This window comes from Novosphingobium resinovorum, assembly GCF_001742225.1.
Taxonomy (GTDB): Bacteria; Pseudomonadota; Alphaproteobacteria; order Sphingomonadales; family Sphingomonadaceae; genus Novosphingobium; species Novosphingobium resinovorum_A.
Genome location: NZ_CP017075.1, coordinates 2,877,314 through 2,903,664 on the forward strand (window position 1 = coordinate 2,877,314; position 26,351 = coordinate 2,903,664).

Below are 26,351 nucleotides of genomic sequence, written 5' to 3' on the forward strand. Positions count from 1 at the left end.
GGCTATAGGGCGCGTGTGAGAGTCACGAAAGCATGTGCCGGTCGGGCACCGTCCGCCGCATGGGCGTCGCGCGCAATTTCAACCCACTCGGGGCCGACTTCGGGCATTACGGTATCGCCCTCGTAATCGCCCGCGATCTCGGTCAGCTCGATCCGGGCGGCGAGCGGGAGGAAGAGAGCATTGATCTCGGCCCCGCCGATCACCGCGACTTCGCCTTCTCCGGCAAGCGCCAACGCCTCGTCCACCGAATGCGCGACTTCGGCGCCTTCCGCGCTCCAGCCGGTGTCGCGGGTCAGCACGATGTGACGGCGACCGGGCAGTGGCGCGGGAAAGCTGTCGAAGGTCTTGCGGCCCATCACCATCGGCTTGCCCATGGTCAGCGCCTTGAACCGCTTGAGGTCCGCCGGGAGCCGCCAGGGCAGCGCGCCGTCGCGGCCGATCACGCCGTTTTCGGCGCGGGCGTAGATGAGGAAGACCTCCTGCGCCATCAGCTCAGGATCAGCCGCGTCACATGGCCCATCTTGCGCCCCGGACGGGCGGCGGCCTTGCCGTAGAGGTGCAGGTGGTTGGCCGGGTCGGCGAGGATGGTCGGCCAGTCGTGCGCCTCGTCGCCGATGAGGTTGCGCATTTCCACGCCCTTGGCGGCAAGGCCGGTGTCGCCCAGCGGCAGCCCGCAGATCGCGCGGACGTGGTTCTCGAACTGGCTGGTGACCGAGCCCTCGATAGTCCAGTGGCCCGAGTTGTGGACGCGCGGGGCCATCTCGTTGAAGACGGGGCCGTCCTTCGTGGCGAAGAATTCCAGCGTCAGCACGCCGACATAGTCCAGCGCATCGGCAACCTTCGTCGCGAGTTCGCGCGCGGCGGGCACCTGCTCCAGCAGGTCGGCGGGCGCGGGCACGGTGCTGAGCGCCAGGATGCCGCCTTCATGGACGTTGTGGGCGCTGTCGAAGAAGCGCACCTCGCCGTCCGCGCCGCGGCACAGGATCACCGAGAATTCGGCAAAGAAGGTGACGAAGCCCTCGTAGATCAGCGGCGTCGCAGGCAGGTCCAGCGCGGCAGCGTCCGCGGGCGTCATGATCCGCCACTGGCCCTTGCCGTCGTAGCCGTCGCGGCGGGTCTTCAGGATGCCCGGCGCGCCGATCGCGGCGATGGCCTGCGCAAGATCCTCCGCGCTATCCACCGGGGCGAAGGGGGCGGGGGTGCCGCCGAGGTCAGTGACGAAGCGCTTTTCGTTCAGGCGGTCCTGCGCGGTTTCGAGAGCGCGGGCGTGGGCGAGCAGCGGCGTGTCGCCCAGCGCCGCGAGCGGGCCAACGGGGACGTTCTCGAACTCGTACGTCACCACCGCGCAGTCGGCGGCAAACTTCGCCATGGCCTCGGCATCGTCCCATGCGGCGCAAGTGAAGGCGGCGCAAACGTCGGCGGCGATCGAGTCCGCCTCGGGCGCGTAGACGTGGCAGCGATAGCCCAGCTGCGCCGCCGCCATGGCGATCATCCGCCCGAGCTGGCCGCCGCCAAGAATGCCGATGGTTTCGCCGGGAGAGATCATTACGCCTTTACGCCTGCCTTGTGCCGGTGCCCTTCGACAAGCTCAGGGTGAGCGGACTTAGTGCTGAAATTCTAAAACCCAACCCCGCTCGTGCTGAGCGTGTCGAAGCACCTCAGCCGAGCGGGAAACATCAGACCGGCTTTTCCGCCACACTCGCGGTCTGCGCCGCACGGAAGTCCTTGAGGCGTCCCGCCAGCGCCTCGTCCGAGGTGGCCAGGATCGCCGCCGCCAGCAAACCGGCATTGGCCGCGCCCGCCTCGCCGATCGCCAGCGTGCCGACGGGGATACCCGCAGGCATCTGCACGATCGAGAGCAGGCTGTCCTGTCCCGACAGCGCCTTGCTCTGCACCGGCACGCCGAGCACCGGAAGATGCGTCATCGCGGCAATCATGCCGGGCAGGTGGGCAGCGCCCCCTGCCCCGGCGACGATCACCTTGAAGCCTTCGCCGTCCGCGCCATGCGCGAAGTCCACCAGCCGCTCGGGCGTGCGGTGCGCCGAGACGATGCGGGCGTCATAAGCGACGCCCAGCTTGTCGAGCATCTCGGCGGCCTTGATCATGGTCGGCCAGTCGGACTGGCTGCCCATGACGATTGCAACTGGTGCAGTCACGGATCAGCGCTCCGAGAGGTAGTAGCGGTCGAGCACCTTGAGATCGTTGTCCAACTCGTAGACGATCGGCTGGCCGGTCGGGATCTCCAGACCGGTGATCTCTTCGTCGGAGATGCCCGAGAGGTGCTTTTCCAGCGCGCGCAGCGAATTGCCGTGCGCGGCGACCAGCACGGTCGAACCGGCATGGAGGTGCGGCACGATCGAGCCTTCGTAATAGGGCAGGACGCGGGCGATGGTGTCCTTAAGGCTCTCGGTCATCGGCGTGTCGATGCCCGCGTAGCGCGGTTCGGCCGAGAGGTCGAACTCGCTGCCCTTGTCCATGACGGGGGGCGGAATGTCGAAGCTGCGGCGCCAGATCTTGACCTGATCCTCGCCGTGCTTGGCGGCGGTCTCAGCCTTGTCGAGGCCGGTGAGGCCGCCGTAGTGACGCTCGTTCAGGCGCCAGTCCTTGGTTTCGGGGATCCACAGGATACCGGCGGCTTCGAGCGCGAAATGCAGCGTCTTGATCGCGCGGGTCTGCAGCGAGGTGAAGGCGACGTCGGGCAGCAGGCCCTTGTCCTTGAGCAGCGCACCGGCAGCGCGGGCCTCGGCCTCGCCCTTTTCGGTGACGTCGACGTCCCACCAGCCGGTGAAGCGGTTTTCAAGGTTCCACTGGCTCTGGCCGTGGCGAAGCAGGATCAGGCGAGGCAATGTAGGCTCCCTATACTGTCAAGGACCGACGCGGTCTTGCCGCAGCCCCTAGCTTTCCGGTGGCGATTTGGCCAGTGGCGGTTTGCTGTCGGGCGATTCGCCAAGCGCCGATACGGCACGAGCCTGCGCCTTGCGGCGACGCAGGTTCTCGCGCAGCTTGGCGGCGAGACGCTCTTCCTTCGTGGGTTTTCGAGGCGATTGCGGCGCGTTCATCGCCCGCTGCATTGCCGCTCCGAAAAAGAAAGCACAAGAGGCGCTTGACAATCGAACGCCGCGCGGACAATAGCGCCCCCCTGTCTCGGGGGCTTCTGGCCCGGCAGACAGACGCCCCGGTTACCCGGGCCTGGAATATGTGCTGCTGTAGCTCAGTGGTAGAGCGCGTCATTGGTAATGACGAGGTCGGGAGTTCAATCCTCCCTAGCAGCACCATTCCCCCTCTCTTTTTCCCCTGACATGATCCGATGACCTGACGCCGCGTTTTCGCGTTGCGCCGCGCGCCGACTGTTACGTTTTGTTGCGGTACAGCAACTGTCATCGTTGTGTCTTTCCAATCTCACGCAACTGTCATGAAGCAACCCTAGGTGCACGTCCCCAGGACACTAGACTCCGTAACAGGGAATATTCCGCACCATGAATCGTTCGCTTCAGCTCGTTGCCGGGCTGCTTGCCTCGGCATCGTTCGCCACCATCGCTCACGCGGGTGAAGTCGCCGGCCACGTCAACGACGCCACCGGCACCCGCGCGCTGCAGTCGGCCACCGTTCGCATCGTGGAACTCAACCGCCAGGTCGAGACCGATCGCGCCGGTTCTTATGTCTTCGGTGACGTGCCCGCAGGCACCTACACGCTCGAAGCACGCTACGTCGGCGCGGAAGTGATCACCAAGAGCGTCTCGGTGCCCGCCACGGGCCGGATCGACGGCAGCTTCGACCTCCCCGCGATCGGCGGTGGCGACATTCTCGTCACCGGGCAGACCGCGAACCTCACCAGCGCCCTGTCACGCCAGAAGGCCGCTGACGGTGTTGAATCAGTCCTGACGCGCGACGCGGTCGGCCAGTTTCCCGACCAGAACGTGGCGGAATCGCTGCGTCGCTTGCCGGGCGTCAACATCCTCAACGACCAGGGCGAAGGGCGCTTTGTGGCCGTGCGCGGCCTCGACCCTAACCTCAACTCGACCTCGCTCAACGGCGTGCGCGTCCCCGCACCCGAATCCGACGTGCGCCAGGTCGCGCTCGACGTGATCTCGGCCGACACGATCGAATCGATCGAGGTCAAGAAGAGCTTCACGCCCGACATGGACGGCGACTTCGTCGGTGCCTCGATCCAGATCAACACGACCAGCGCCTTCGATTCGAAGAAGAACCGCTACAACGTCAGTGCCGAGGGCAGCTGGAACGACTACTCGGGCAAGGTGACCCCGAAGGGTTCGTTCGACTTCACCCAGAAGCTGGGCGAGGACTTCGGCGTCGCCGGATCGGTCAGCTACTACAAGCGCAAGTTCGAGACCGACAACGTCGAGATGGCCGACTGGACCGAGAACGACGACGGCGCGGTCTACGGCGAAACCCTCGAATACCGCGACTACGACGTGGAGCGCACCCGCATCAACGCGGCACTTTCGTTCGACTGGCGCGTCTCGGACACGACCAAGGCCTACGTGCGCGGCAACTGGTCGCAATTCGACGACCATGAATACCGCCGCCGCACGACCTTCGATTTCGGCGACTTCGGCGATCTTGCAACGGCCTCGGGCTCGACGGTCAGCTTCGACACCGCGGACCTCGACGACGGCGACAAACTGACCGTCGAACGCGACCTCAAGGACCGCTTCGAGCGCCAGCGTATCCGTACCGTATCGATCGGCAGCGATACAGACACCGGAACCTGGAAGTTCAACTGGCAGGCCAGCTACGCCAAATCGACGGAGAAGGAGACCTTCTCGCTCGACCCGATGCGCTTCACCGGCGAGTTCGAGAACAATTCGGGCGCCGCCGTCTCCGTCGACAACTCTGGCCGGTACTTCCCGACCTACACCTCAAGCGGCATCGACACCGCGAGCGACTACAAGTTCGACCGCCTCGAACTGACCACCCTCTCGGACAGCCAGGACGAGGAATGGGCCGCCAAGGCCGACCTCGCACGCACGTTCGCGGGCGACAACGGCGACTTCACCATCCAGGGCGGCGCCAAGGCACGCTGGCGCACGAAGTCCTACAACTTCAACATGAGCCGTTTCGACGACTACGACGGCGACTTCACCCTCGCCGACGTGCTGGGCAAGCAGACCTACCGGCTGCTGAACATGGGTCCAGTCGCCAACAAGAGCGGTTCGGCCGACTTCTACCTCGCCAACAGCGCCGGCTTCGAACTGAACGAAGACGACAGCCTGATCGACAGCTCGACCAGCGACTACAAGGTCAAGGAAGACGTCACCGCCGCCTACCTGCTCGGCCGGTGGGACTCTGCGACGCTGCGCGTGATCGGTGGCGTGCGCGTGGAGCGTACCCACAATGACATGAGCGGCAACCTCGTCGCGGTTTCGGAGAACGACGACGGCGACGCCGTCATCGCCGTCTCGCCGGTTACCTACAAGCGCAACTACACCAACTGGCTGCCCAGCCTGACGGTGCGCTACAGCCCGCAGCAGAACCTTGTCGCGCGCTTCGCCGGCTACAAGACGGTCGTGCGCCCGAACCTTGGCGACATGGCGCCGAGCTATACCATCAACGAGGACGGCGAGGGCACATTCGGCAACCCCGCGCTCAAGCCTTACCAGTCCTGGAACTTCGACGCGGGCTTCGAATACTACTTCGCCAACAACGGTGCGCTGACGTTCGGGGCCTTCTACAAGTCGGTCAAGGACTACATCTACGACCAGACCTCGACCGCCAGCGGCACCTTCAACGGCGTCGAGTACACCGAAGTCCAGCAGGCGGTGAACGGCGACAAGGCCGAGATCGCCGGGATCGAGCTTGGCTACAGTCAGGTCTTCTCGATGCTGCCGGCGCCGTTCGACGGTCTGCTCACGCAGGTGAACTACACCTATACCTATGCCCGCGGCTCGGTGTTCTACGAGAACGACGAGGGTGACCAGATCGCGCGCCGAATCAACCTGCCCAAGTCGTCGAAGAACACCTTCAACGTCGTTCTGGGCTACGAGAAGGGTCCGATCAGTCTGCGTGCCGCCGGGACCTTCCGCGACAAGTACCTCGACGAGGTGGGCGACGCCGTGGATCAGGACCGCATCGTCAACCAGCACTTCCAGTTGGACCTCTCGGCCAAGTACAAGGTCACCGAGAACATCCGCCTCTTCGCCGACTGGGTCAACGTGAACAACGCCAAGTACTACGCCTACCAGAATTACGCGGGCGCGCAGCGTCTCCTCCAGTACGAGGAGTACGGCTCGACCGTGAAGTTCGGCGCAAGGATGTCGTTCTGATGAAGCGCAACCTCACGAGCATCGCCGATGTCGTGAAGCTGGGGTCGGGAGCTTTGCTCCCGGCCCTCCTGCTTTCCGCCTGCGCGACGACGACCATCGCCCCCGGCACCGCTGCCCCCGAGGCCCCACGTCCCCACTATCCCGCCACCGATATCCCGGCAGAAGGCGAGACCGCGCCCGTAGGCACCGGCAATGCCGATGCGGCGGACGACCCGGCGATCTGGCGCAATGCGGCGAATCCCGCCGCCAGCCTGATCCTGGGCACCGACAAGAAGGCCGGGCTCTACGTCTACGCCCTCGACGGCACGGTGAAGGACTTCTCGCCCGCCGGTGCGCTCAACAACGCGGACCTGCGCGAAGTGCGCATGGCGGACGGCTCCACCCGCATCCTCGTCGGCGCCAGCGATCGTACCGACCGCGCCGAACCGCGCATCGCCCTGTTCGGCCTCGACGGCGCGACCGGCAAGCTCTCGGTGCTCGGCTCCGGGACGTTCCTGCCCGCCGGCCATGCCCCGGCGGAGGCCTACGGCTTCTGCATGGGTGCTCCGCTCGCGGCGGGCGAACTCGCCCGCGCCTACGTCGTGCTCAAGGACGGTACGGTCGCCGAGAGCCGCCTCGTCGAGAAGGCCGGCAAGATCGCGGCCGAGCACTTGCGCGACGTCAAGTTCGCGACCCAGTCCGAGGGCTGCGTCGTCGATGACGTGACGAAGACGCTCTACGTAGCCGAGGAGGACGTGGCGATCTGGAAGGTGCCGCTTGGCACCCCCACCCTGACCGCCAGTTCCTACGCCCGCGTGGGTGAGACGGACGGTCTGGTCGACGACATCGAGGGCCTTGCCATCGCCCGCAACGCCGAAGGCCGCGCCTGGCTCGTCGCCTCCAGCCAGGGCGACAACGCCTATGCGCTGTTCGACCTCGCCTCCGGCAAGCCCGCAGGCCGCTTCCGCATCAATGGCGGCACGCTGGGCGGAACCAGCGATACCGACGGCATCGAAGTCGTGCTCGGCGACTTCGGACCGCAGTATCCCGAAGGGCTGTTCATGGCGCAGGACGGCGACAACGCCCCCGAGGCGCAGAACTTCAAGCTGTTGTCGTGGCGCTCGATCCGCACCGCGCTGGGCATCCGGTAACCTGCTCTACCGCGGCGCCGCATCCGCGTGTGACTCAATCTCGCGGATGCGGTAGGACGGCGGCGATGGTGAGGGATACGAATCGATGAAGCGGATCGAGGCATTCGGCGTGCTCGTCGCCGTTTCCTGTGCATTACTGCCCGGCATGGCCTGCGCGGACGTCTTGCAGATCGGCAATGCGGGGGCCGAATGGGTCGCCGGAGGCCCGGCTACCCTCCCCGCCGCATCCGACCTCGCGCAAGTCGATCCCTCGTCCGGCGTGGGCTTCATCGGCAGCACCGTCGCTCGCGCCCCCGAGCAGGTGGAATCGGCCCCAATGGAGGTCGATTCCCGCCTGCACCCGCAATCGATCACCGAAGCACTCGACGCGGCAGGCCCGACCCGCTGGCGTGAGCGCGTCGCCCAGCTAGCCGCCAAGTACGACATCAGCCCGACTCTGCTGGAAGCGGTGGTCTGGCAGGAAAGCCGCTGGAACGAACTGGCGCTCTCACCCGTCGGTGCGCGTGGGCTGGCCCAGCTGATGCCCGGCACCGCCGCGCAGATGGGCGTCGATCCCGCCGATCCCATGGCCAACCTAGAGGGCGGCGCGCGCTACTTGCGCATGCAGCTCGATGCCTTCGGCGGCGATCTGGAAAAGGCGCTGGCGGCCTACAACGCCGGTCCCGCCCGCGTGCTCAAGGCCGGGGGCATTCCCAATATCCGCGAGACCCGGGCCTACGTAGCCTCGATCATGGCGCGGCTGACGGATCCAGTCCGGCAGTAAAGTTCTGTGCCCCGGAGGGCTTCGACAAGCTCAGCCTGAGCGGGATTGGGAGGTTTACCCCATACCCCGCTCAGGCTGAGCTTGTCGAAGGGTCCAGCACGCCCTGCCGATTGCGCACGAAAAAGCGCGCCGCCTTACAGCAGCGCGCTTTTTTCATCACCATTCGGCTTGTCTGATCAGCCCAGCAGCTTCTTCGCGATCGCGCGCACATCGTCGCGCATGTCGGGACGATCGAGCGCGATCGCCAGCGTCGCTTCCACGAAGCCGACCTTCGAACCGCAGTCGAAACGGCGGCCGTTGAAGGTCACCGCATGAAACGGCTGCTGGCCGATCAGCTTGGCCATCGAATCGGTCAGCTGAATCTCGCCACCCGCGCCCTTCCCCTGCGTTTCAAGCAGACCCATCACTTCAGGCTGGAGGATATAGCGGCCCGAGACGATCTTGTTCGAAGGCGCCTCGTCCACCTTGGGCTTCTCGACCAGACCCTTGACCTCGGTGAGGTTGCCCCGGCTCTCGCCGGGCGCGATCACGCCGTAGCTCGACACTTCCTCATGCGGCACTTCGAGCACCGAGACGAGGTTGCCGCCCACTTCGTTATAGGCCTCGATCATCTGCGCCATGCAGCCGGGCGTGCCGTACATCAGTTCGTCGGGCAGGAAGATCGCGAAAGGCTCATCCCCCACGACGGCGCGGGCGCACCATACCGCGTGACCGAGGCCCAGCGGCACCTGCTGACGCACAGTGACGAGGTTGCCGGGCTGGATGCGGGTCGGCTCAAGCGGGTCGAGCGACTTGCCGCGCCCGGTCATCGTCGCTTCGAGTTCGTAAGCAGTATCGAAATGTTCGACGATCGCGGTCTTGCCACGGCCCGTCACGAAGACGAATTCCTCGATTCCGGCTTCGCGCGCCTCATCGACGGCGTATTGGATCAGAGGCCGATCGACGACCGGAAGAAGTTCCTTGGGGATCGCCTTGGTGGCGGGCAGGAAACGGGTGCCGAGACCGGCGACGGGAAAGACGGCTTTTCGGACCGGCTTGCGGAAGTTCGAGTCACTCATGGGTCTGGATAATGCCTCGCTCATGTTGCGGTTGCGTTTAAAGCCCGGAAATAGTCTTAGCGCAACAACCCCATGTTAATCTTACCGAACCCTTAATCCGCCGCGAAATTGCATCCGATCCCGTTGAAGCACGCGCGTTTGGCGCTAAAGGACGGTGATGGACAAGATCATCATCGAGGGCGGCAAGCGCCTTTCCGGCACCATTCCCGTTTCCGGCGCCAAGAACGCCGCGCTCACGCTGCTGCCCTGCGCGCTGCTGACCGAAGAACCGCTGACGCTGCGCAACCTGCCGCGTCTGGCGGATATCGACGGTTTCCAGCACCTGATGAACCAGTTCGGCGTCTCCACCGCGATCGCGGGCAGCCGTCCGGAAGACTTCGGCCGCGTGATGACCCTTCAGGGCACGCGTATCACCAGTTCGGTCGCGCCTTACGACCTCGTGCGCAAGATGCGCGCCTCGATCCTCGTCCTTGGACCGATGCTGGCGCGCATGGGCGAGGCGACCGTGTCGCTGCCCGGGGGCTGCGCCATCGGCAACCGCCCGATCGACCTGCACCTCAAGGTCATGGAAGCGCTGGGCGCGACGATCGAACTGGCCGCCGGTTACGTGCGCGCCATCGCCCCTGACGGCGGCCTGCCGGGCGGGCGCTACTCGTTCCCTGTCGTTTCCGTCGGCGCCACCGAGAACGCGCTGATGACCGCCGTGCTGTGCAAGGGCAAGTCCACCCTGCACAATGCCGCGCGCGAGCCCGAGATCGTCGATCTGTGCAACCTGCTCGTCGCGATGGGCGCGCAGATCGAGGGTATCGGCACGAGCGACCTCACCATCCACGGCGTCGACCGCCTCCACGGCGCGACCTACATGGTCATGCCCGACCGCATCGAGGCCGGCTCCTACGCCTGCGCCGCCGCCATCACCGGCGGTGAAGTGCTGCTCAAAGGCGCGAAGATCGAGGACATGGAAGCCACCGTGCAGGCGCTGCGCGATGCAGGCGTCCACGTCGAGCCCAAGGCCGACGGCCTCCATGTCGCCTCGGACGGCAAGCTGAGGCCCGTCACGATCTCCACCGCCCCCTACCCCGGTTTCGCCACCGACATGCAGGCCCAGCTGATGGCCCTGCTGTGCATGGCCGAAGGCTCCAGCGTGCTCACCGAGACCATCTTCGAGAACCGCTACATGCACGTTCCCGAACTCAACCGCATGGGCGCGCGGATCGAGACCAAGGGTCGCACCGCGATCGTCCACGGCGTACAGGGCCTCACCGGTGCCGACGTCATGGCGACCGACCTGCGCGCCTCGATGAGCCTCGTGATCGCCGGTCTCGCCGCAAAGGGCCAGACGCAGGTGCACCGCCTCTACCACCTCGACCGCGGCTACGAGCGCCTTGAGGAGAAGCTGGCACTGGTCGGCGCGCAGATCGAACGCGTCGGCGGCGACTGAGGAAACTCCGAAGGCCCATGGCGCGTTTGCCTCTCGAACTGCCGAGAGGAGAGACGAACATGGGCCTCATCAAGTTGGCGGCCGCCGGAGCGGTCGGCTACGCCCTCTACAAATACGCGACCGAGAAGAAGCAGGAAGCCGAGTTCGCAGGCGGCGTGCGCGATTCCGGTCCGGAGCACATGAACACCCCGCCCAAGAGCTGGGACAAGACCGACGAAGCGATCGACGAGAGCTTCCCGGCGAGCGATCCTCCATCGACATACTGATCTCCAGTCGCGGTCGCTAGAAAGGGCGGGAGAAGCAAAGGCTTCCCCGCCCTTTTGCCATCCGTCGCAAATTCCCGCGGCCTGGCTGATTCCCCGCATCCTGGCTGGAACGAATTGTTTACCTAACCCGTTGAAACCCTTGTCGGAGCGCCGGGATGGCCGCCTCCGGGACGGGAAGAAGATGATGGCGATCCACTTTGTCGCGGACCTGAACTTCAACGGCGAGAGCGCCCTTCACGCGATTCCCTACGGCTTTCCCGATAGCGCCGAGATGACCCGCCGCATCTGCGAGGTCTGGCGCGCCCGCGTGGCCGACGACGACACCGTCTGGATTCTCGGCAATGTCGGAAACCCCGTCCATCTCGGCAGCCTTCCCGGCATCAAGCACCTTGTGCGTGGACCGAATGACCCGCAAGCGTGGAATTGTCTCGCAACGGGCCGCTACGCCAGCGTCTGCGACATGCAGCGCCTCGATACGGCCCATGGAACTCTGACCCTCATCAACGACCCTGCGAAGGCGCTGGAAGACGATGCGCTCGTACTCCACGGCCATACCCGGTACGCGTGGAGCCGCCCCGGTCACAACTGCGTGGCCGCGCACGGACTTGGATGGGGGCCGGTCAGCCTCGACATGCTGATGCGCAAGCCCGCCGAACCGAGGCTCAGCCGCGCCGCCTGAAGGCTAGCCCAGAACCGAAGTCGCCAGCCAGACCCTGACCGCCCCGGCCAGCCCCGGCGGCGTCTCGGCCTCCAGTCGCTCCGCATCGATCCGCGCGACGAGCGCGTTCACCGGCAACCCCTCCTGCGCGGCGGCGCGCTTGAGCAGGTCCCAGAACACCGGCTCGAGGCTGATCGAGGTCTTGTGCCCGGCGATCTCCACCGAACGTTTGACCGGAGGATGGTAAGGCGTGGTCATCGCGCCGCAACCTAGCTGCCCTCCTCCTCGCCGAAAACCCCGGAAATCAGCCGAAGTCCATTGATCGATACCTATTGATAGCAAGGTATCTTGCCTAGACCTGTACTTTTCTAAGCAAGGTATCTTGCAATACACAGTAGCTGGTTATATACGATGGGCATCCGCAGGAGATGATTCGATGTCCGAAATCGAAATCCAATTGAAGAAAGGGGTGCTGGGGCTCTGTGTCCTGGCGCTGCTCTCGCGGGGGGACAGCTACGCCTACGAGATCGCGAGCCGCATGGCCGACGCGGTCGATATGGGCGAAGGCACGATCTACCCGCTGATGCGCCGCATGCAGTCCGAAGGCCTGGTGAAGACCTACCTTGAGGAATCGCCGTCCGGCCCGCCCCGCAAGTACTACAGCCTCACCGAAACCGGCCGCTCGCGCCTTGCCGAGCAGATCGCCGAATGGCGCGGCTTCACCAAGGCCGTCGACACGTTGCTCGACGATGCCGCCGAGCCGACTGCCGTACAAGAAGGCCCGATTCAGGAAGGAGAGCCCAGCCATGATGCGTAACGAATTCATCAAGCGCCTGAAGGCGGGCCTCAAGGGCATGCCGCAGGACGCCATCGACGACATCGTCGCCGACTACGAAGAGCACTTCGAAGCCGGCCTTGCCGAGGGCCGCAGCGAAGAGGAGGTTGCGACGGCCCTCGGCAACCCGAGCCGCCTTGCCCGCGAACTGCGCTTCGAAACCGGCTTCCGCAACTGGAAGAGTGATCGCACGCCGTCGTCCGCCTGGGGCGCGATCCTTGCCTTCATGGGCCTCGCCACGATCGACATCCTGATCCTGCTGCCGATCGTGCTGCCGGTTCTGGGCGTGGTCTTCGGCCTGTTCGTGGCGGTGCTGGCGGCCTTCGTCGGCGGCGGCTTCATGCTGATTGCCGGGCCTTTCTCCGGCTTCCCCGGCGGCCCGCTGATCGCGATCCTGCTGGGCCTCGGCACCATGAGTGCTGCGGTCGGCATCGGCGCCCTGCTCACCATCGTGGGCATCGGCGTGGTCAACGCCCTCATGTGGTTCGGCCGCCTGCACTACCGCGTTCTCGAACCCGCCATCCATCCCGAAGACTGACGACGACAAGGAGGACCAAGTGATGCTCAGGAAACTGCTCATCGTATTCGCCAGCGGCCTGATCCTGTCGATCGCCGCCTTCGCCCTCGCCTGGACTTTCGGCGGCGAGAAAATGAAACAGGAATTCGAGACGAAGGGTTGGTACTTCGACGGCGGCGACGATCACCACGACCAGGGACCGCGCAAGTCCCGCGTGTTCGCCATCCAGTCGGGTAGCCAGCTCGCCATGGAAGTGCCGGTGGACCTTGAGTTCACGCGTGGTGACAAGGCCGAGATGACCGTCGAAGGCCCCGCCAGCGTGGTCGACCGGCTGGTCTGGGCAAACGGCCGCCTCTCGCTTAACGGCAGTGCCCGGATCCATCGTGGCCTCAAGGTGCGGATCACCGCTCCCGAGATCGCCGGGCTGGACCTCGACGCACCGGGCGACGTAGACCTCCACGGTCTCGACCAGGAGAGCCTGCGCATCAACGCTCGCGGCGCCATCGACCTCGATGCATCGGGCAAGGTCGCCCGGACGTTCGTGACCTCCGACGGTGCGGGCAACATCGACCTCGGCAAGGTGCAGGGCCGCGACGCCACGATCCGGATCAACGGCGTGGGCGACGTAACGATTGGCGCCACCGGCGTGGTGGATGTGGAGATCAACGGCGCGGGCAACGTCACCCTCGTCCGCAAGCCCGAGACGCTGCGCAGCCGGATGAACGGCATCGGCGATATCGACCACGATTACTGAGAAACGTTCCACGTGGAACATACGAGGCCCGCATCGTCAGTGACGGTGCGGGCCTTGTCGTATCAGGCTGCAGCCCGGCGCAGGCGGTCGTTTATGGCAGCGCCTATGTCGCCCTCCGGGATCGGGGCTACGGCGATGCGCGGCTGCGCTGCGGCCGCTCCGGCATGGAGCAGCGCATAGAGCCGCGAGGCCGCCTCGATCAGATCTCCGCTCGCCGACAGGGTTACCTCCCCCGCCACTGCGCCGAAACCGATGTGAAATTCGTCAGCCTCTGCCTCGATCGCATCGAGCCGCACCGGCTTGCCCGGCGCGTAATGGCTGGCGAGTTGCCCCGGCGCCTCGATGGCCTGCGAGGTCACCGGCTCGCTCGCGCCGCCGAGTACAGCGGCAATGCGATCCTCGGCGATGGGGCCGGGACGCAGGACCTGCCAGCGCCCCCCGTCCCGCAATGCGACGATCGTGGATTCCAGCCCTGCCTCACAGGCGCCGCCATCGACCACCGCATCGACATTCGCCCCGAGCGAGGCGACGACATGCCCTGCCTCGGTCGGGCTGACCCCGCCGCTGCGATTGGCCGAGGGCGCCGCGATCGGCAGGCCCGTCGCCGCAATGACCGCCCGCATCACCGGGTGCGCCGGACAGCGCAGCGCGATCGTGGGGAGCCCGGCGGTGACCGCAGCGGCAATCGGCGCGCCCTTTCGCAATGGCAGAACTATGGTCAAGGCACCCGGCCAGAACGCCTCAGCCAATGACAGCGCGCGATCGTCGAACTCGGCCAGCACCTGCGCCGAAACGAGATGTTCCACGTGGACGATCAGCGGATTGAAACTCGGCCGCCCCTTGGCTCGGTAGATCGCCGCTACGGACTCGTCCCGGTCCGCTCTTGCCGAAAGGCCATAGACCGTCTCCGTCGGCACCGCGACAAGGCGCCCTTCCCGTAACAGACGCGCGGCGGCTTCGATCCCGGCGGGACAGGCTTCAAGCATCTCGGGCTGGCTGGCGTGCTCCATACCCCGTCGCTATAGCCCCACGGCGACGAATGCCAAGGACATGCAAAAGATGACGACCCAGCCCGCGGAGCATACCCAGGTTCTCACCCGCATCGCCGAAGCGCTGGAACGCCTCGTGCCACCCGCCCCGACCGCGACCGACTGGCTCGCGCATCCCGCCTACGTATGGACGGGCAGCGCCGCGCGATCGGTCACGCAACTCGACGCCCCTGCCCTGCCCCTGCTGCGCGGTATCGACACGCAGAAGGACCGTGTGGTCACCAACGTCGAGCGCCTTGCCGCCGGACACGCCGCGCATGACATGCTGCTCTGGGGCTCGCGCGGGATGGGCAAGTCGGCCCTGCTGCGCGCGGCCGTCCGCTCCGCCGACACGGCGCATCCGGGGCGCATCGCGCTGGTGCAGGTGGCGCAAGAAGCGCTCTCCGGCGTGACCGACCTCTTCGCCGCACTCGGCAAGGTCGACCGCAGCTTCCTCGTCTTCATCGACGATCTCGGTTTCGAGGAAGGCGACGGCGCCGGGCCGCGCATCCTGCGCTCGTGGCTGGAAGGCGGCGTCGAGGCACGGCCCGCGAACGTGCGCCTCGCCGTCACGTCGAACCGCCGCGCCATCGTCGGCCGCTCGATGTCGGAGCAGGACGATCCCATCAACGCCCGTGACGCGGTGGACGAAAAGCTGGCTCTGGCCGATCGCTTCGGCCTCTCGATCGGCTTCCACAACTGCGACCAAGATTCCTACCTCGCCATCATCGGTGGCTATGCAGGCGAGTTTGGACTGGAGTGGGAGCCGTCGGACGCGCTGGAATGGTCGCGGCGGCGTGGGGCGCGGTCTGGACGCGTGGCCTGGCAGTACGTCAATGAATTGGCAGGACGAGCAGGGAAGACAATATAAAAGCAGGGGTTAATACCCCTGCACCCCATTACCGTCGTCGCTGTGCGCGCATCACCGTAGCTGCACGCACGACGACGACGGTATGGGGGTCTGGGGCGATGGCCCCAGAACTTCCTCTTCTAATTACTGCGGCAACAGCCGATCGTCTTCCTTCCGGAATCCACCCATCAACTTCGCCGCCTCTTCCGGAGAAGTCGGGTCCTTGATGTCCTCACGCGGCTTCATATGCTCGGTGACGACGGGCTTGATCGCCGGTGAGGGCTGCGCCCCCGGCGACACCACGCGCCAGACGATCCCCGCCGTGTCATCGCTGACGAGCAGCGCGCCGCCCTTGTCCCACGTGACCCAGGTGGGACGGCCGTCGGTATCGCCGTTGTCCTTGAGGAACCCGGTCAGCACCGGCTGCGGCTTCACGTCCTTCGGGTTGCCGTTGGCATCGAAGGGAATGAACACCACGTCGTAGCCCGCCGAGGGACGGCGATTCCAAGACCCATGGCGGGCGATGAAGACGCCGTTCTCATAGCCCTTGCCCATGCGATTGCCGCCATTAGCGAACGTCAGCCCCAGCGCCGAGACATGAGCGCCGAGCGCATATTCGGGCTTGCGGGTATATTCGATCATGTAAGTCTGCATCGGCCACTGGACGCGTTCGTCGAAAGTGTCCTTCCAGTAGACCCACGGCCAACCGTACTGCGCGCCGACCGGCACATTGGTGAGGTAGTCCGGCACGAGATCCGGGCCAAGCATGTCGCGCTCCTGCACCGTCGCCCACATCTCGCCGGTCGAGGGGTTCCAGCCCAGACCATTGGGATTGCGCATGCCGACCGCGAACTGGCGGCGGCGGGCGGTTTGAACGTCGACCTCCCAGATCATCGCGCGCCCGGTCTCTTCCTCCATGCCGTTTTCGGCAACGTTGCTGGCAGAGCCGACCGCGACGTAGAGATGCTTGCCGTCCTCGCTCAGGAGCAGGTTGCGCATCCAGTGGTTACCGGCGGGCGGCAGGTCGATCATCGTGCGCAGCGGCCGGCCCTCCAGCTTGGTCTGGCCGGGCGTGAAGGCGAATTCCAGCACCTTGTCGTGGTTCGCCACGTAGAGCTTGCCGTCGCGGTAGGCGAGGCCCGAGGGCGAGTGCATGTCCTCGCTGCGCAGCGTCGTCTTCAGTTCGGCCTTGCCGTCGCCGTCGGCGTCACGCAGCAGCACGATGCGATCGGGCGAAGCCTCCCCGGCGCCGACGCGGTTGAACATCAGGCCCATGACGAAGCCGGTGATCCCACCCGGCTTGTTCCCGGCCGGAGCATTCGTCTCCGACACCAGCACGTCGCCGTTGGGCAGCGTGAGCATGGTGCGCGGATGATCGAGCCCTTCCGCGAAGCGAGCAACCGTCAGTCCCTGAGCCGCCTTGGGTGCCTCGCCCGCAGCCCAGCCCACCGGCTTGGCGAGCTTGATGCTGGGTATCCACTGCGCCTTGGGTTCGACCAGCTGCGGGTTCTTGCCTGCCGTCGCATCGCTCGGCAGCTCCGAGGTGTTGGAGTTCAGGCCCCAGTACACGAACCCGGCGGCAGCCAGGACGATCACGGCGGAGGCGATGGCGGTCTTCTTGACGATCGGATTCATGCGCAAAGAGATAGAGCCGCACCGGCTGGCCGACAACAAAGACTTGCGCTAAATGCGCAGCATGTACGACTTTGCCGCAGACGCCGATCTCCCCAAGCCCGAACTCTACAGCGCCCTCGCCCGCGCCGCCGATGCGCTGGTGCAGGGAGAGCCCGATCCCATCGCCAACATGGCCAATCTGGCGGCGGTGATCTGGCAGTTCTTGCCCGACCTCAACTGGGCCGGTTTCTATCGCACGGTGGAGGACGAGCTGGTGCTCGGCCCGTTCATGGGCAAGCCCGCCTGCATCCGCATCCCCTTCGGCCGCGGTGTATGCGGTACGGCGGCAGCGCTCGGCACCACGCAGGTCGTGCCCGACGTCCATGCCTTCCCCGGCCACATCGCCTGCGACGCCGACAGCCGCTCCGAACTCGTGGTGCCGGTTCTGCGCGACGGCAAGGTCATTGCGGTGATCGATCTCGACAGCCCCACCCCCGGCCGCTTCGATGACGAGGACGCTGCCGGGATGCAGCTTCTCGCACAGGTCGCCTCGCTGGCCATCTGATCTCTGGCCATCTGAGCCCGCACCAAAACGGGACACCGGCAGCACATCCGCGCAAGACGCTTGGTTTTGCGCGGATCACGATGCTAAATTTCGCGTTAACTGACGGGGCTGACTTTCATCGCCCCGCGTTTCTCGCGAAAGGGTGCCCTCGATGCGTCTTCCCCTGCATGCCGTCGTCATCGCGACGCTGTCCTTAGCCGCATCACCGGCGCTCGCCCATGATGGCCCGCACCGCGAATCCGAAGCCGGTCCCTACGGTTATGATCGGGACTATGACGGGCGCGGCTACGATCCGCGCGAAGCCTGGCTCGCGGATTGCCGTCAGCGCCTGTCCTCGCGCGATTCCGGCGTCGGTGGCGCGGTCATCGGCGGCCTGGTCGGAGGCGTTGCGGGCAACCGCATCGCGGGGCGCGGCAATCGTACCGTCGGCACGGTAGCAGGCGCGGCCGTAGGCGCCGTCGCCGGAGCGGCCATCGACAAGGCCGAGGATCGCGGCCGCAACCGCGACGAATGCGAAGCCTATCTCGACGACTATTATGCCCGCTACGAGCGTGGCGGCGCTTACCCCGGTTACGCGCCGCAGGGCTACTACCCCGCCTACGGCTACCCGGCGCAGGGTTGCTGCATGACCCAGCCCATGATGATGGTCCCGGTCGCCCAGCCCAAGCCGAACTGCACCGAGACCGTCGAATACGTCTACGAGGACGTGCCGGTCCGCCCCGCCCGCCGCGTCATTCCCCGCCGCAGCAAGGTGGTCCCGGACAAGCGCGTGAAGATCGTCCCCGACAAGCGGGTGCCGATCAAGTAAATCACTTCGTCATTGCGAGCGAAGCGAAGCAACCCAGAGCGGCCTATTGCTGCCCTGGGTTGCTTCGCTTCGCTCGCAATGACGAAAGTTCAGATCGCGCCGCCGGTCAGCCGCTGGCAGATCAGGTCGAGCTGATCGAGCGTGGCATAGCGGATCGTCACGGTGCCGGTCGAAGGATCGGCATCGGCGCTGATCTTCACCGGCAAGCCGAGGAATTCCTCGAGGTGGTTCTGCACCGCCGCGATGTCCGCATCCTCCGAACCACTCCGCGCCGCGCGTGCGGAACGGCGGGGTGCCACGTCGCCGCGCTGCTTCTTGCGCACCAGCTTTTCCACGTCGCGCACCGACATCTGCTTGGAGACGGCAGCCACCGCTATGTCCTCGGCGTCGTCGCAGCCGATCAGGGCGCGGGCATGGCCCATCGACAAATCGCCCTTCTCGACCAGCAGGATCACGCCGTCGGGCAGAGCGAGCAGGCGCTGGAAGTTGGCGACATGGCTGCGGCTCTTGTCGACCATGCGGGCGATCTCCGCCTGAGTCATGCCCTCCAGTTCGGCAAGGCGGTTGTAGGCCCGCGCCTCTTCGATCGGATTGAGGTCCTCGCGCTGGAGGTTCTCGATCAGCGCCAGCGCCATGACCTCTCGGTCGGACAGTTCACGGACCAGCGCCGGAATCTCGTGAAGCTGCGCCTTCTGCGCCGCACGCCAGCGCCGCTCACCGGCGACCAGCTGGTAACGGCCATTATCGAGCGGGCGCACGATGATGGGCTGGATCACCCCGCGCTGCGCGATCGACGCGGCGAGTTCCTCCAGCGCCGATTCCTCGAAATAGCGACGCGGCTGATGCGGATCGGGCTTGATGTCGGAGATCGACAGCACCGCCAGGCCACCGCGCGTAGGCGCGACCGTACCGCCCTCGCCCGTCGCCGGGACCGGCTCCTCGCGTCGGCTTTCGCCCAGCAGCGCGCCGAGGCCACGGCCAAGACCCTTGGGCTTCTGCCCGCCCGCCTTGGGCTGGGGTACGCTGAAGCGCACGATGGAGTCGTCGTTCATGCCGCTTTCCTCTTTTCGGGCAATCGGGTGATCAGCTCGCGCGCGAGCGCCATGTAGGCGCGGCTGCCGGCGCAGGCGTGATCGTAGATGAGCGCCGGAACCCCATGGCTCGGCGCTTCGGAGAGGCGCACGTTGCGCGGAATGACGGTCTCGAACACCAGCTTGCCCAGCACGGAGCGCACGTCGTCTGAGACCTGTTCAGTCAGACGATTGCGGCGGTCGTACATGGTCAGCGCGATGCCGATAATGCCGAGATCGGGGTTGAAGCGCTGTTGCACCCGCTCCACCGTCTGCAGCAGCTGGCTGAGCCCCTCGAGCGCGAAGAACTCGCACTGCAGCGGCACCAGCAGGGTATCGGCGGCATTGAGCGCGTTGAGCGTCAGCAGGCCCAGCGAGGGCGGGCAGTCGATCAGGCAGACGTCGTAGCCGAGGTCCGGGGTCAGCGTGCGCTGCAGGCGATGCGCGCGGTCGTCGGCGCTGACCAGTTCGACCTCGGCCCCGGACAAGTCCACCGTCGCGGGCAGCAGATCGAGATTCGGAATCCGCGTCGGCATGACGCACTGCGACACCGGCACCTTGTCGACGAGCACGTCGTAGGACGACGCTCCGCGTTCCGAGGCCCCGACCCCGATTCCCGTGGATGCGTTGCCCTGCGGGTCGATGTCGATCAGGAGTGTCTTCCACCCGGTAGCGGCAAGCGCGGTCGCGACATTGATTGCCGTCGTCGTCTTTCCGACGCCGCCTTTCTGGTTGGCGATGGCAATGCGAATCACCCGATCTTACCCTTCCCGTCGGCAAGGGTGCCGACAATGATGCCCGCCTGCGGGTCCGTCAGGGACTGTTCCACGTGGAACACATGCCGCCACTTGCGAAGGTCCTGCAATTCTTGACCGGCAGACCGCCCTTTGGGCAACAGGAACACGGTGTCACTTGTGGAAAATCGCGCGGATAACGTCAGCAATTTGTCGAGAGGCGCAAAAGCACGCGCGGAGATGACGGCTGCCTGACGACTTTCGACCAGTTCGAGGCGTTGTCCGGCAATCGAGGCGCGATCGAGTCCCATCGCGATTCGCGCGCGGTCGAGCCATTCGATTCGCCGCGCGCGCGATTCGACCATCACCACTTCGCATTCGGGCCGAAGCGCCGCGATCACCAGCCCTGGAAATCCCGCGCCGGTTCCAAGGTCCATCCAGGGCGTCGATGTTTCACGTGGAACATGCGGCAGCAACTGCGCGCTATCGACAATATGCCTCAGCCAGACCTGATCTAGACTGGCGGCCGATACGAGGTTCTGGCGCTGGTTCTCTTCCGCCAGCATGGCGACGAGCAGTTCCAGTCGCTCCATTGCCATCGCATCGCATTCGGGCAGCGCACGCAGCCATTCGCGCGCCTCATCTTCGGTCGTGATCACGCGGCCTCCCTGCGGGCATGGACAAGCAACGCCGCCAGCGCCGCCGGAGTGATTCCCGGAATCCGTCCTGCTGCCGCTAGGGTCGCGGGACGCGCCCTCGTCAGCCGCTCAACCATCTCGCGGGAGAGGCCGGCGATCCGGTCGTAAGGAAAATCGTCGCCGAGGCTCAGCGCTTCGCTGGCGCGCAAGTCCCGCAGTTCGCGCTCCTGCCTTTCAAGGTAAGGCGCATAAGCCGCGTCCTCGGCCATCTCCTCGACGAGATCGGCGTCGGCGCGAAGGGTGGGATCGATCCACGGCGACAGCCCGGCCATATCGACACCGCCGAAGCGCAACCATTCGCGCAGCGGCAGACGCCCGGCATCGGAGCGAACCGGCAGTCCCGCCGCCGCCAGTTCAGTCGAGGCCAAGGGCGCATCGAACGCCTGGCCCAGAGCCGCCCTCGCCTCCTCGCGGCGAGCGAACCAGTCCCGGCGCGCAGCGGTCACGGCCCCGGCCTCGATTGCCAGAGGCGTCAGGCGAGTCGTCGTATTGTTGGCGCGTAGACGCAGACGATACTCCGCGCGCGCGGTCAGCATGCGGTAAGGCTCGCTGACGCCGTGCAGCGTAAGGTCGTCGACCATCACCGCCATGTAGCTGTTCGCCCGGTCGAGCGCAGGCGCATCGCGGCCGAGCACGGAAGCCGCAGCATGAAGCCCGGCGACCAGACCCTGCGCGGACGCTTCCTCGTATCCGGTCGTGCCGTTGATCTGGCCCGCGCAATAGAGCCCGGGAATCTCGCGCAGTTCCAGACTGGTCCGCAAGGCGCGCGGATCGATGTGGTCGTACTCGACGGCATAGCCCGGCACGACCATTTCCACCGTCTCCAGCCCGTCCATTGTGCGCAGCATTTCCAGCTGTACGTCGGCAGGAAGAGAGGTGCTGATGCCATTGGGATAGACGAGGTGCGTCGTCAGCCCCTCGGGCTCCAGAAAGATCTGATGCCCGTCCCGGTCGGCGAAGCGGTGGATCTTGTCTTCGATCGAGGGACAGTAGCGCGGCCCCTGCGCCCCGATCGCGCCGGAGAACAGAGGGGACCGATGGAGGTTCGCGCGGATCACGTCATGGCTGCGCGGGTTGGTCCGGGTGATCGCGCAGAACACCTGCGGCACCGCGCGCCGCTGCTCCATCGGCGACATGGTCCAGGCCTCGCCGTCCGAAGGCTGCTCGCCCAGACGTGACCAGTCGATGGTGCGCCCGTCGAGCCGGGGCGGCGTGCCGGTCTTGAGCCGCGCCATCGGCAGCGCCGCATCGCGCATCTGCGCGGCGAGCCGCTGCGCCGATGCCTCGCCGATGCGACCCCCGACCAGACGCTCCTCACCCCGGAACAGCGTGCCGCCGAGGAACGTGCCGGTGCACAGGATCGTCGCGGGCGCGCTCAGCCGGGTGCCGTCGGCAAGATCGACACCGACCGTGCGGCCGCCTTCGAGCACCAGCGCAGACGCTTCACCAGCGACGAGCGTGAGATCGCCCTGCTCCTTGAGCAGCCGCTGGATCGCCGCCTTGAACAGTACGCGATCCGCCTGCACGCGCGGGCCCTGAACCGCACTGCCCTTCGACCGGTTGAGCATGCGATAGTGAATCGCCGCTGCGTCCGCCGCTCGCGCGATCAGTCCGTCGAAGGCATCGACCTCGCGCACGAGATGGCCCTTGCCCAGTCCGCCGATCGCCGGGTTGCAGCTCATCGCCCCGACCGCGTCGAGGTCGAAGCTGACGAGCCCCACGCGCGCGCCCATGCGGGCGGCCACTGCCGCCGCCTCACAGCCGGCATGGCCGCCGCCGATCACGATCACATCGAAGGAGTGCATGACGTCGCCTTACCGCGTCGCGGATTTCACGTCAAAGCACCTCGGCATGTTCCACGTGGAACATCGCTCATTTTCCAATGCAGAAGCGGGCGAACAGAGCGTCGAGCATGTCCTCGGTCGTCGCCCGGCCGACGAAACCATCGAACGCCACGCGCGCGCGGCGCAGGCACTCCGCGACCAGCAACGGGTCGGTCTCATGCCGTGTCGCGCGCAAGGCCAGTTCGGCATCGGTCAGCAACGCATGCTGCCGCGCATTGAGGGCCGCATCACCGGGTCGCGGCATCGCGTGCCGCGCAGTCTCGATAAGGTCATCGCGCAGGGCATCGAGGCCCTCGCCGGTCACCGCTGAAATCGCATGGCGCGCAGCCGGGTTCGGCCGAGCTGAGGGTGTGTCGATCTGCGGGGTCACTTCCCACGCCGCGTCAGGCCCCTCCCCCGCCGCTCCAAGCCACAGCACGAGGTCGGCACGGTCCAACGCCGCACGGGCGCGATCGATACCGATCGCCTCGATCACATCGTCCGTGTCGTCGCGCAGACCGGCAGTGTCGGCGAAGACGAACGGCACGCCGCCGATCGCGACGGCGCGCGTCAGGACGTCACGGGTGGTTCCGGCCAGTGGCGCGGTGATCGCCGCCTCGTCGTCTACCAGCGCATTGAACAAGGTGCTCTTGCCTGCGTTTGGCGGACCGGCCAGCACCACGCGAAAGCCCTCGCGCAGAGTCTCCGCGCGGGGACGCGAGAGCCAGTCGGACACTTCGGTCGCCAGGGCGTCGATGCGAGCGATGAAGTCGGCAGGGAGGTCCGCGACATCGTCTTCATCCCCGAAATCGAGAACCGCCTCCACCGACGCCGATGCGGTGAGCACTCGCATGCGCCAGTCATCCACCTGCCGGGACAAGGCCCCGCCCGCCATGGCGATGGCGCTGCGCCGCTGCAGTTCGGTCTCGGCCGAGAGCAGGTCGGCCAGCCCCTCGGCCTCGGCAAGATCGATGCGGCCATTGGCGAATGCACGGCGGGTGAACTCCCCCGGGACGGCGCGGCGCAAACCGGGAAGATCGGCCAGTGCCCCCTCGACCGCAGCGACGACGGCCTTGCCACCATGCAGATGCAGTTCGGCCAGGTCCTCGCCGGTTGCCGTGTTCGGCCCGGGAAACCAGAGAACAAGCGCATGGTCGAGCACTGTTCCACGTGAAACACTCAGGCGCTTATAGCTGGCGCGACGCGGTGTGGGGATGGCCCCGGCAAGGCTCGACAGCGCCTCGCCGGCTCTCGGTCCGCTTATCCGGATTACGGCGATGGCGGCAGGCGGAGAGCCGCTGGAAAGCGCGAAGATCGTATCGTCCATATGCCCGCCCTCCCCTAGCAGGGAGGCGAAGCGGACGCTACTCGCCCTTCTTTGGCTTGGCGCCGCTCATCGCCATGGCCACGCCGTTTTCGAGGAACTGCTGAAACAGCTTCAGCCCCATCTGCCCCATCGGCGCGACCTGCTTGGCCAGCTCGTTCATCTGGTCGAAGTTGGTGGTGCCTTGCATCGCGTTGGTCAGCGCATCGACGTAAGCCTCGTTCGCACGGGTGACGTCGGGCAGGCCGAGGAAACGGCGCGCCTCTTCAGGGGAGCATTCGACCTCGACATTGACCTTCATCGCTCGGCTCCCGCTGAATTATCGCAGCATGACTGACACATGCGCTTGGCAAAGTCCAATCCAAGTGCCTTACTCGCCGCAAAGCGAACAGGAGAACAGACATGGCCACGAACACCGAGATTCCCACCCTCGACGGTGACGGCACCTTCCCTGCTTACGTCGCCGCTCCCGAAGGCACGCCGCGCGGCGCGATCATCGTGCAGCAGGAAATCTTCGGCGTGGACGAAGGCATCCGCCGCAAGGCCGACCAGTGGGCCGCGAAAGGGTATCTCGCAGTCGCCCCTGACACGTTCTGGCGGCAGAAGCCGGGCATCGAGCTGAGCCCTTACGTAGAGGCGGAAATGCAGGCCGCGCTGGGCCATATGATGAGCCACGACTTCGACCTCGGCATGCGGGATATCGAAGCCGCGATCCACTGGATCCGCCGCGAGAAGCAGGTCGAGAAAGTCGGCTTCGTCGGCTTCTGCATGGGCGGCAAGATCGCTTACATGGCCGCCGCGCGGACCGACATCGACGCCTCGGTCGGCTACTACGGCGTGATGATCGACCAGATGCTGAACGAGAAGCACGCGATCGCCCGCCCCCTCATGCTGCATATCCCCACCGCCGACCACTTCGTCAGCCCCGAAGCGCAGAAGGCGATGCACGAAGGACTGGACGATCACCCGAAGGTCACGCTGCATGACTACGAAGGGCTCGACCATGGCTTCGCGGCTGAGATAGGTGCGCGCCGCGACGAGGCCGGCGCCGAACTTGCCGACGGTCGCACCGAAGCCTTCTTCGCCGCGCACATCGGCTGAGAGGACGGGACATGACCAGCAGCTATCGCATGATCGTGCGCGCCCACGGTGGCCCGGAAGTCATCGAGCGGGAGGACTTCGCGATCCCGTCGCCTGCTCCCGGCGAAGTGGTAATCGAGACCGAAGCGGTCGGGCTCAATTTCATCGATACCTATTATCGCAAGGGCCTCTACCCCGATGCCCTGCCGATCAGCCTCGGCTCCGAGAGCGTCGGGCGGATTGTCGCAGTGGGCGAAGGCGTCGCCGACCTCGCGGTGGGTGACCGCGTCGGCACGACGCAGAACGGCGGGGCCTATGCCACGCATCGCGCGATCCCCGCCGCCAAGGCCATGCGCATCCCTGAAGGCGTCGCACCCGAAATCGCCGCCGCCGTGATGCTCAAGGGGCTGACTTCCTGCTATCTGGCCGAAGACACCTTCCCCGCGAAGGCGGGTGACGTCGCGCTCGTGCATTCCGCGGCAGGGGGCGTGGGCTCTCTGCTGGTGCCCTGGCTGCTCGACAAGGGCGTGACGGTGATTGCACACTCGGGCAGCGCCGAGAAAGCCGCGCAAGTGCCGGGAGAACACTCGCTGCACTGCCCCTTTGCCGAACTGCCCGAGGCGGTACGGGACATCTCCGGCGGGGCCATGTGCAACGTCGTCTACGACGGCGTCGGCGCCGCAACCTGGGAGGCGTCGCTCGCCTCGCTGCGCAAGCGTGGGATGATGGTCAGCTATGGCAATGCGTCTGGCACGGTGCCGCCGATCGCATTGCTCGATTTGATGCGAGGGGGATCGCTCTACGTCACCCGGCCGACGCTGGCGGACCATGTAGCGACGCCCGAACTGCTGGCGGCGAGCGCGAAGAAGCTGTTCGATCGGATTGCTTCGGGAGTGCTGAAGCCGAAGATCGGGCAGACCTTCGCTCTGAAGGACGCAGCGGATGCGCATCGGGCTCTGGAGAGTCGGTCGACGACGGGATCTACGATCCTGGTTCCGTAGAAGCAGGCAGGATAAATCTGGGGCCACTGCCCCAGATTTATCTCTCAATC

29 protein-coding genes and 1 tRNA gene are annotated in these 26,351 nt (G+C 66.0%); 15 read left to right on the forward strand and 15 right to left on the reverse strand.

The annotated features are described in order from the left end of the window. Positions 1-2 precede the first annotated feature (2 nt). The 5 genes from BES08_RS13440 to BES08_RS33625 form a co-directional block, all read right to left on the reverse strand. Positions 3-488, reverse strand: a complete 486-nt coding sequence (locus tag BES08_RS13440) for a dihydrofolate reductase (protein WP_069708601.1) — start codon at positions 486-488, stop codon at positions 3-5. Next, positions 488-1,546 (reverse strand): 5-(carboxyamino)imidazole ribonucleotide synthase, encoded by a 1,059-nt coding sequence (locus BES08_RS13445; protein ID WP_069708602.1) that lies wholly within the window; start codon positions 1,544-1,546, stop codon positions 488-490. The genes BES08_RS13440 and BES08_RS13445 overlap by 1 nt, the downstream gene beginning before the upstream one ends. A gap of 130 nt (positions 1,547-1,676) precedes the next feature. After that, the gene (purE, locus tag BES08_RS13450) at positions 1,677-2,132 is read right to left on the reverse strand and encodes a 5-(carboxyamino)imidazole ribonucleotide mutase (RefSeq protein WP_083274675.1); all 456 of its coding nucleotides are present in this window, start codon (positions 2,130-2,132) and stop codon (positions 1,677-1,679) included. 27 nt (positions 2,133-2,159) lie between these two features. Continuing rightward, entirely contained in the window at positions 2,160-2,846 is a 687-nt protein-coding gene (gene gpmA / locus BES08_RS13455; protein WP_008830758.1) for a 2,3-diphosphoglycerate-dependent phosphoglycerate mutase, read from the reverse strand. Positions 2,847-2,894: 48 nt separating this feature from the next. After that, entirely contained in the window at positions 2,895-3,071 is a 177-nt protein-coding gene (locus BES08_RS33625; protein WP_197524380.1) for a hypothetical protein, read from the reverse strand. 129 nt (positions 3,072-3,200) lie between these two features. On the opposite strand from BES08_RS33625, the gene BES08_RS13460 reads away from it, so the two are divergent. The 4 genes from BES08_RS13460 (at position 3,201) to BES08_RS13475 (ending at position 8,177) form a co-directional block, all read left to right on the forward strand. Further along, positions 3,201-3,275: transfer RNA gene (locus BES08_RS13460), tRNA-Thr, on the forward strand. A gap of 201 nt (positions 3,276-3,476) precedes the next feature. Continuing rightward, a complete protein-coding gene (locus BES08_RS13465) occupies positions 3,477-6,284 on the forward strand; it encodes a TonB-dependent receptor (protein WP_036525674.1) in 2,808 nt (935 codons plus the stop codon). Then, on the forward strand, positions 6,284-7,414 hold the full coding sequence (locus tag BES08_RS13470) for a phytase (RefSeq protein WP_069708604.1): 1,131 nt from the start codon (positions 6,284-6,286) through the stop codon (positions 7,412-7,414). The genes BES08_RS13465 and BES08_RS13470 overlap by 1 nt, the downstream gene beginning before the upstream one ends. 85 nt (positions 7,415-7,499) lie before the next feature. Then, positions 7,500-8,177 carry a lytic transglycosylase domain-containing protein gene (locus BES08_RS13475; RefSeq protein WP_069708605.1) on the forward strand — a complete coding sequence of 226 codons (678 nt, stop codon included), beginning with the start codon at positions 7,500-7,502 and terminating at the stop codon, positions 8,175-8,177. Between the two features lie 176 nt (positions 8,178-8,353). Here BES08_RS13475 and BES08_RS13480 read toward each other — a convergent pair whose 3' ends face one another. Beyond that, positions 8,354-9,235: a UTP--glucose-1-phosphate uridylyltransferase gene (locus tag BES08_RS13480; protein ID WP_008829118.1), complete on the reverse strand. Its 882-nt coding sequence runs from the start codon at positions 9,233-9,235 to the stop codon at positions 8,354-8,356. 157 nt (positions 9,236-9,392) lie between these two features. Between BES08_RS13480 and murA the strand changes: the two genes are divergently transcribed. The 3 genes from murA (at position 9,393) to BES08_RS13495 (ending at position 11,621) form a co-directional block, all read left to right on the forward strand. Beyond that, positions 9,393-10,676 carry a UDP-N-acetylglucosamine 1-carboxyvinyltransferase gene (murA, locus tag BES08_RS13485; protein ID WP_008832548.1) on the forward strand — a complete coding sequence of 428 codons (1,284 nt, stop codon included), beginning with the start codon at positions 9,393-9,395 and terminating at the stop codon, positions 10,674-10,676. Positions 10,677-10,693: 17 nt separating this feature from the next. Continuing rightward, complete coding sequence (locus BES08_RS13490) at positions 10,694-10,942, forward strand: hypothetical protein (RefSeq protein WP_338043841.1); 249 nt, start codon at positions 10,694-10,696, stop codon at positions 10,940-10,942. Positions 10,943-11,126: 184 nt separating this feature from the next. Then, positions 11,127-11,621: a metallophosphoesterase family protein gene (locus BES08_RS13495; RefSeq protein ID WP_069709259.1), complete on the forward strand. Its 495-nt coding sequence runs from the start codon at positions 11,127-11,129 to the stop codon at positions 11,619-11,621. Between the two features lie 3 nt (positions 11,622-11,624). On the opposite strand, the gene BES08_RS13500 is transcribed toward BES08_RS13495, so the two are convergent. Continuing rightward, the gene (locus tag BES08_RS13500; protein ID WP_069708606.1) at positions 11,625-11,858 is read right to left on the reverse strand and encodes a ribbon-helix-helix domain-containing protein; all 234 of its coding nucleotides are present in this window, start codon (positions 11,856-11,858) and stop codon (positions 11,625-11,627) included. 178 nt (positions 11,859-12,036) lie between these two features. On the opposite strand from BES08_RS13500, the gene BES08_RS13505 reads away from it, so the two are divergent. Genes BES08_RS13505 through BES08_RS13515 form a run of 3 tightly spaced genes read left to right on the forward strand, consistent with a single transcriptional unit; the run spans position 12,037 to position 13,706 of the window. After that, on the forward strand, positions 12,037-12,417 hold the full coding sequence (locus BES08_RS13505) for a PadR family transcriptional regulator (protein ID WP_036525668.1): 381 nt from the start codon (positions 12,037-12,039) through the stop codon (positions 12,415-12,417). Beyond that, entirely contained in the window at positions 12,407-12,973 is a 567-nt protein-coding gene (locus BES08_RS13510; protein ID WP_008832543.1) for a DUF1700 domain-containing protein, read from the forward strand. The genes BES08_RS13505 and BES08_RS13510 overlap by 11 nt, the downstream gene beginning before the upstream one ends. Before the next feature lie 22 nt (positions 12,974-12,995). Beyond that, the gene (locus tag BES08_RS13515; protein WP_008832542.1) at positions 12,996-13,706 is read left to right on the forward strand and encodes a GIN domain-containing protein; all 711 of its coding nucleotides are present in this window, start codon (positions 12,996-12,998) and stop codon (positions 13,704-13,706) included. Between the two features lie 62 nt (positions 13,707-13,768). Here BES08_RS13515 and BES08_RS13520 read toward each other — a convergent pair whose 3' ends face one another. After that, entirely contained in the window at positions 13,769-14,716 is a 948-nt protein-coding gene (locus BES08_RS13520; RefSeq protein ID WP_069708607.1) for an L-threonylcarbamoyladenylate synthase, read from the reverse strand. A 49-nt stretch (positions 14,717-14,765) separates the two neighbouring features. Here BES08_RS13520 and BES08_RS13525 point away from each other — a divergent pair, with 49 nt between their 5' ends. Next, positions 14,766-15,605, forward strand: coding sequence for a DUF815 domain-containing protein (locus BES08_RS13525; RefSeq protein WP_069709260.1), 840 nt, complete (start codon positions 14,766-14,768; stop codon positions 15,603-15,605). A gap of 123 nt (positions 15,606-15,728) precedes the next feature. Here the strand turns inward: BES08_RS13525 and BES08_RS13530 are convergent, their stop codons facing one another. Next, entirely contained in the window at positions 15,729-17,219 is a 1,491-nt protein-coding gene (locus tag BES08_RS13530) for a PQQ-dependent sugar dehydrogenase (protein WP_069708608.1), read from the reverse strand. Between the two features lie 61 nt (positions 17,220-17,280). On the opposite strand from BES08_RS13530, the gene BES08_RS13535 reads away from it, so the two are divergent. Together BES08_RS13535 and BES08_RS13540 are read left to right on the forward strand one after the other, a co-directional pair. Continuing rightward, positions 17,281-17,763: a free L-methionine (R)-S-oxide reductase MsrC gene (locus BES08_RS13535; protein ID WP_069709261.1), complete on the forward strand. Its 483-nt coding sequence runs from the start codon at positions 17,281-17,283 to the stop codon at positions 17,761-17,763. A 151-nt stretch (positions 17,764-17,914) separates the two neighbouring features. Then, positions 17,915-18,571 (forward strand): glycine zipper 2TM domain-containing protein, encoded by a 657-nt coding sequence (locus BES08_RS13540; RefSeq protein ID WP_069708609.1) that lies wholly within the window; start codon positions 17,915-17,917, stop codon positions 18,569-18,571. 89 nt (positions 18,572-18,660) lie between these two features. On the opposite strand, the gene BES08_RS13545 is transcribed toward BES08_RS13540, so the two are convergent. The 6 genes from BES08_RS13545 to BES08_RS13570 all read right to left on the reverse strand — a co-directional run bounded on the left by BES08_RS13545 (position 18,661) and on the right by BES08_RS13570 (position 24,521). After that, positions 18,661-19,623 carry a ParB/RepB/Spo0J family partition protein gene (locus BES08_RS13545; RefSeq protein WP_069708610.1) on the reverse strand — a complete coding sequence of 321 codons (963 nt, stop codon included), beginning with the start codon at positions 19,621-19,623 and terminating at the stop codon, positions 18,661-18,663. Next, positions 19,620-20,396, reverse strand: coding sequence for a ParA family protein (locus BES08_RS13550; RefSeq protein ID WP_008832535.1), 777 nt, complete (start codon positions 20,394-20,396; stop codon positions 19,620-19,622). Before BES08_RS13550 ends, BES08_RS13545 begins: the two co-directional genes overlap by 4 nt. After that, on the reverse strand, positions 20,393-21,034 hold the full coding sequence (rsmG, locus tag BES08_RS13555; RefSeq protein ID WP_069708611.1) for a 16S rRNA (guanine(527)-N(7))-methyltransferase RsmG: 642 nt from the start codon (positions 21,032-21,034) through the stop codon (positions 20,393-20,395). Before rsmG ends, BES08_RS13550 begins: the two co-directional genes overlap by 4 nt. After that, positions 21,031-22,878: a tRNA uridine-5-carboxymethylaminomethyl(34) synthesis enzyme MnmG gene (gene mnmG / locus BES08_RS13560; RefSeq protein WP_069708612.1), complete on the reverse strand. Its 1,848-nt coding sequence runs from the start codon at positions 22,876-22,878 to the stop codon at positions 21,031-21,033. Before mnmG ends, rsmG begins: the two co-directional genes overlap by 4 nt. Positions 22,879-22,945: 67 nt before the next feature. Continuing rightward, the gene (gene mnmE / locus BES08_RS13565) at positions 22,946-24,223 is read right to left on the reverse strand and encodes a tRNA uridine-5-carboxymethylaminomethyl(34) synthesis GTPase MnmE (protein WP_069708613.1); all 1,278 of its coding nucleotides are present in this window, start codon (positions 24,221-24,223) and stop codon (positions 22,946-22,948) included. A 37-nt stretch (positions 24,224-24,260) separates the two neighbouring features. Next, entirely contained in the window at positions 24,261-24,521 is a 261-nt protein-coding gene (locus BES08_RS13570; RefSeq protein ID WP_008832531.1) for a DUF6489 family protein, read from the reverse strand. A 101-nt stretch (positions 24,522-24,622) separates the two neighbouring features. On the opposite strand from BES08_RS13570, the gene BES08_RS13575 reads away from it, so the two are divergent. Together BES08_RS13575 and BES08_RS13580 are read left to right on the forward strand one after the other, a co-directional pair. Beyond that, entirely contained in the window at positions 24,623-25,321 is a 699-nt protein-coding gene (locus BES08_RS13575; RefSeq protein WP_069708614.1) for a dienelactone hydrolase family protein, read from the forward strand. 11 nt (positions 25,322-25,332) lie between these two features. Then, entirely contained in the window at positions 25,333-26,301 is a 969-nt protein-coding gene (locus BES08_RS13580) for a quinone oxidoreductase family protein (RefSeq protein ID WP_069708615.1), read from the forward strand. Positions 26,302-26,351: the final 50 nt, after the last annotated feature.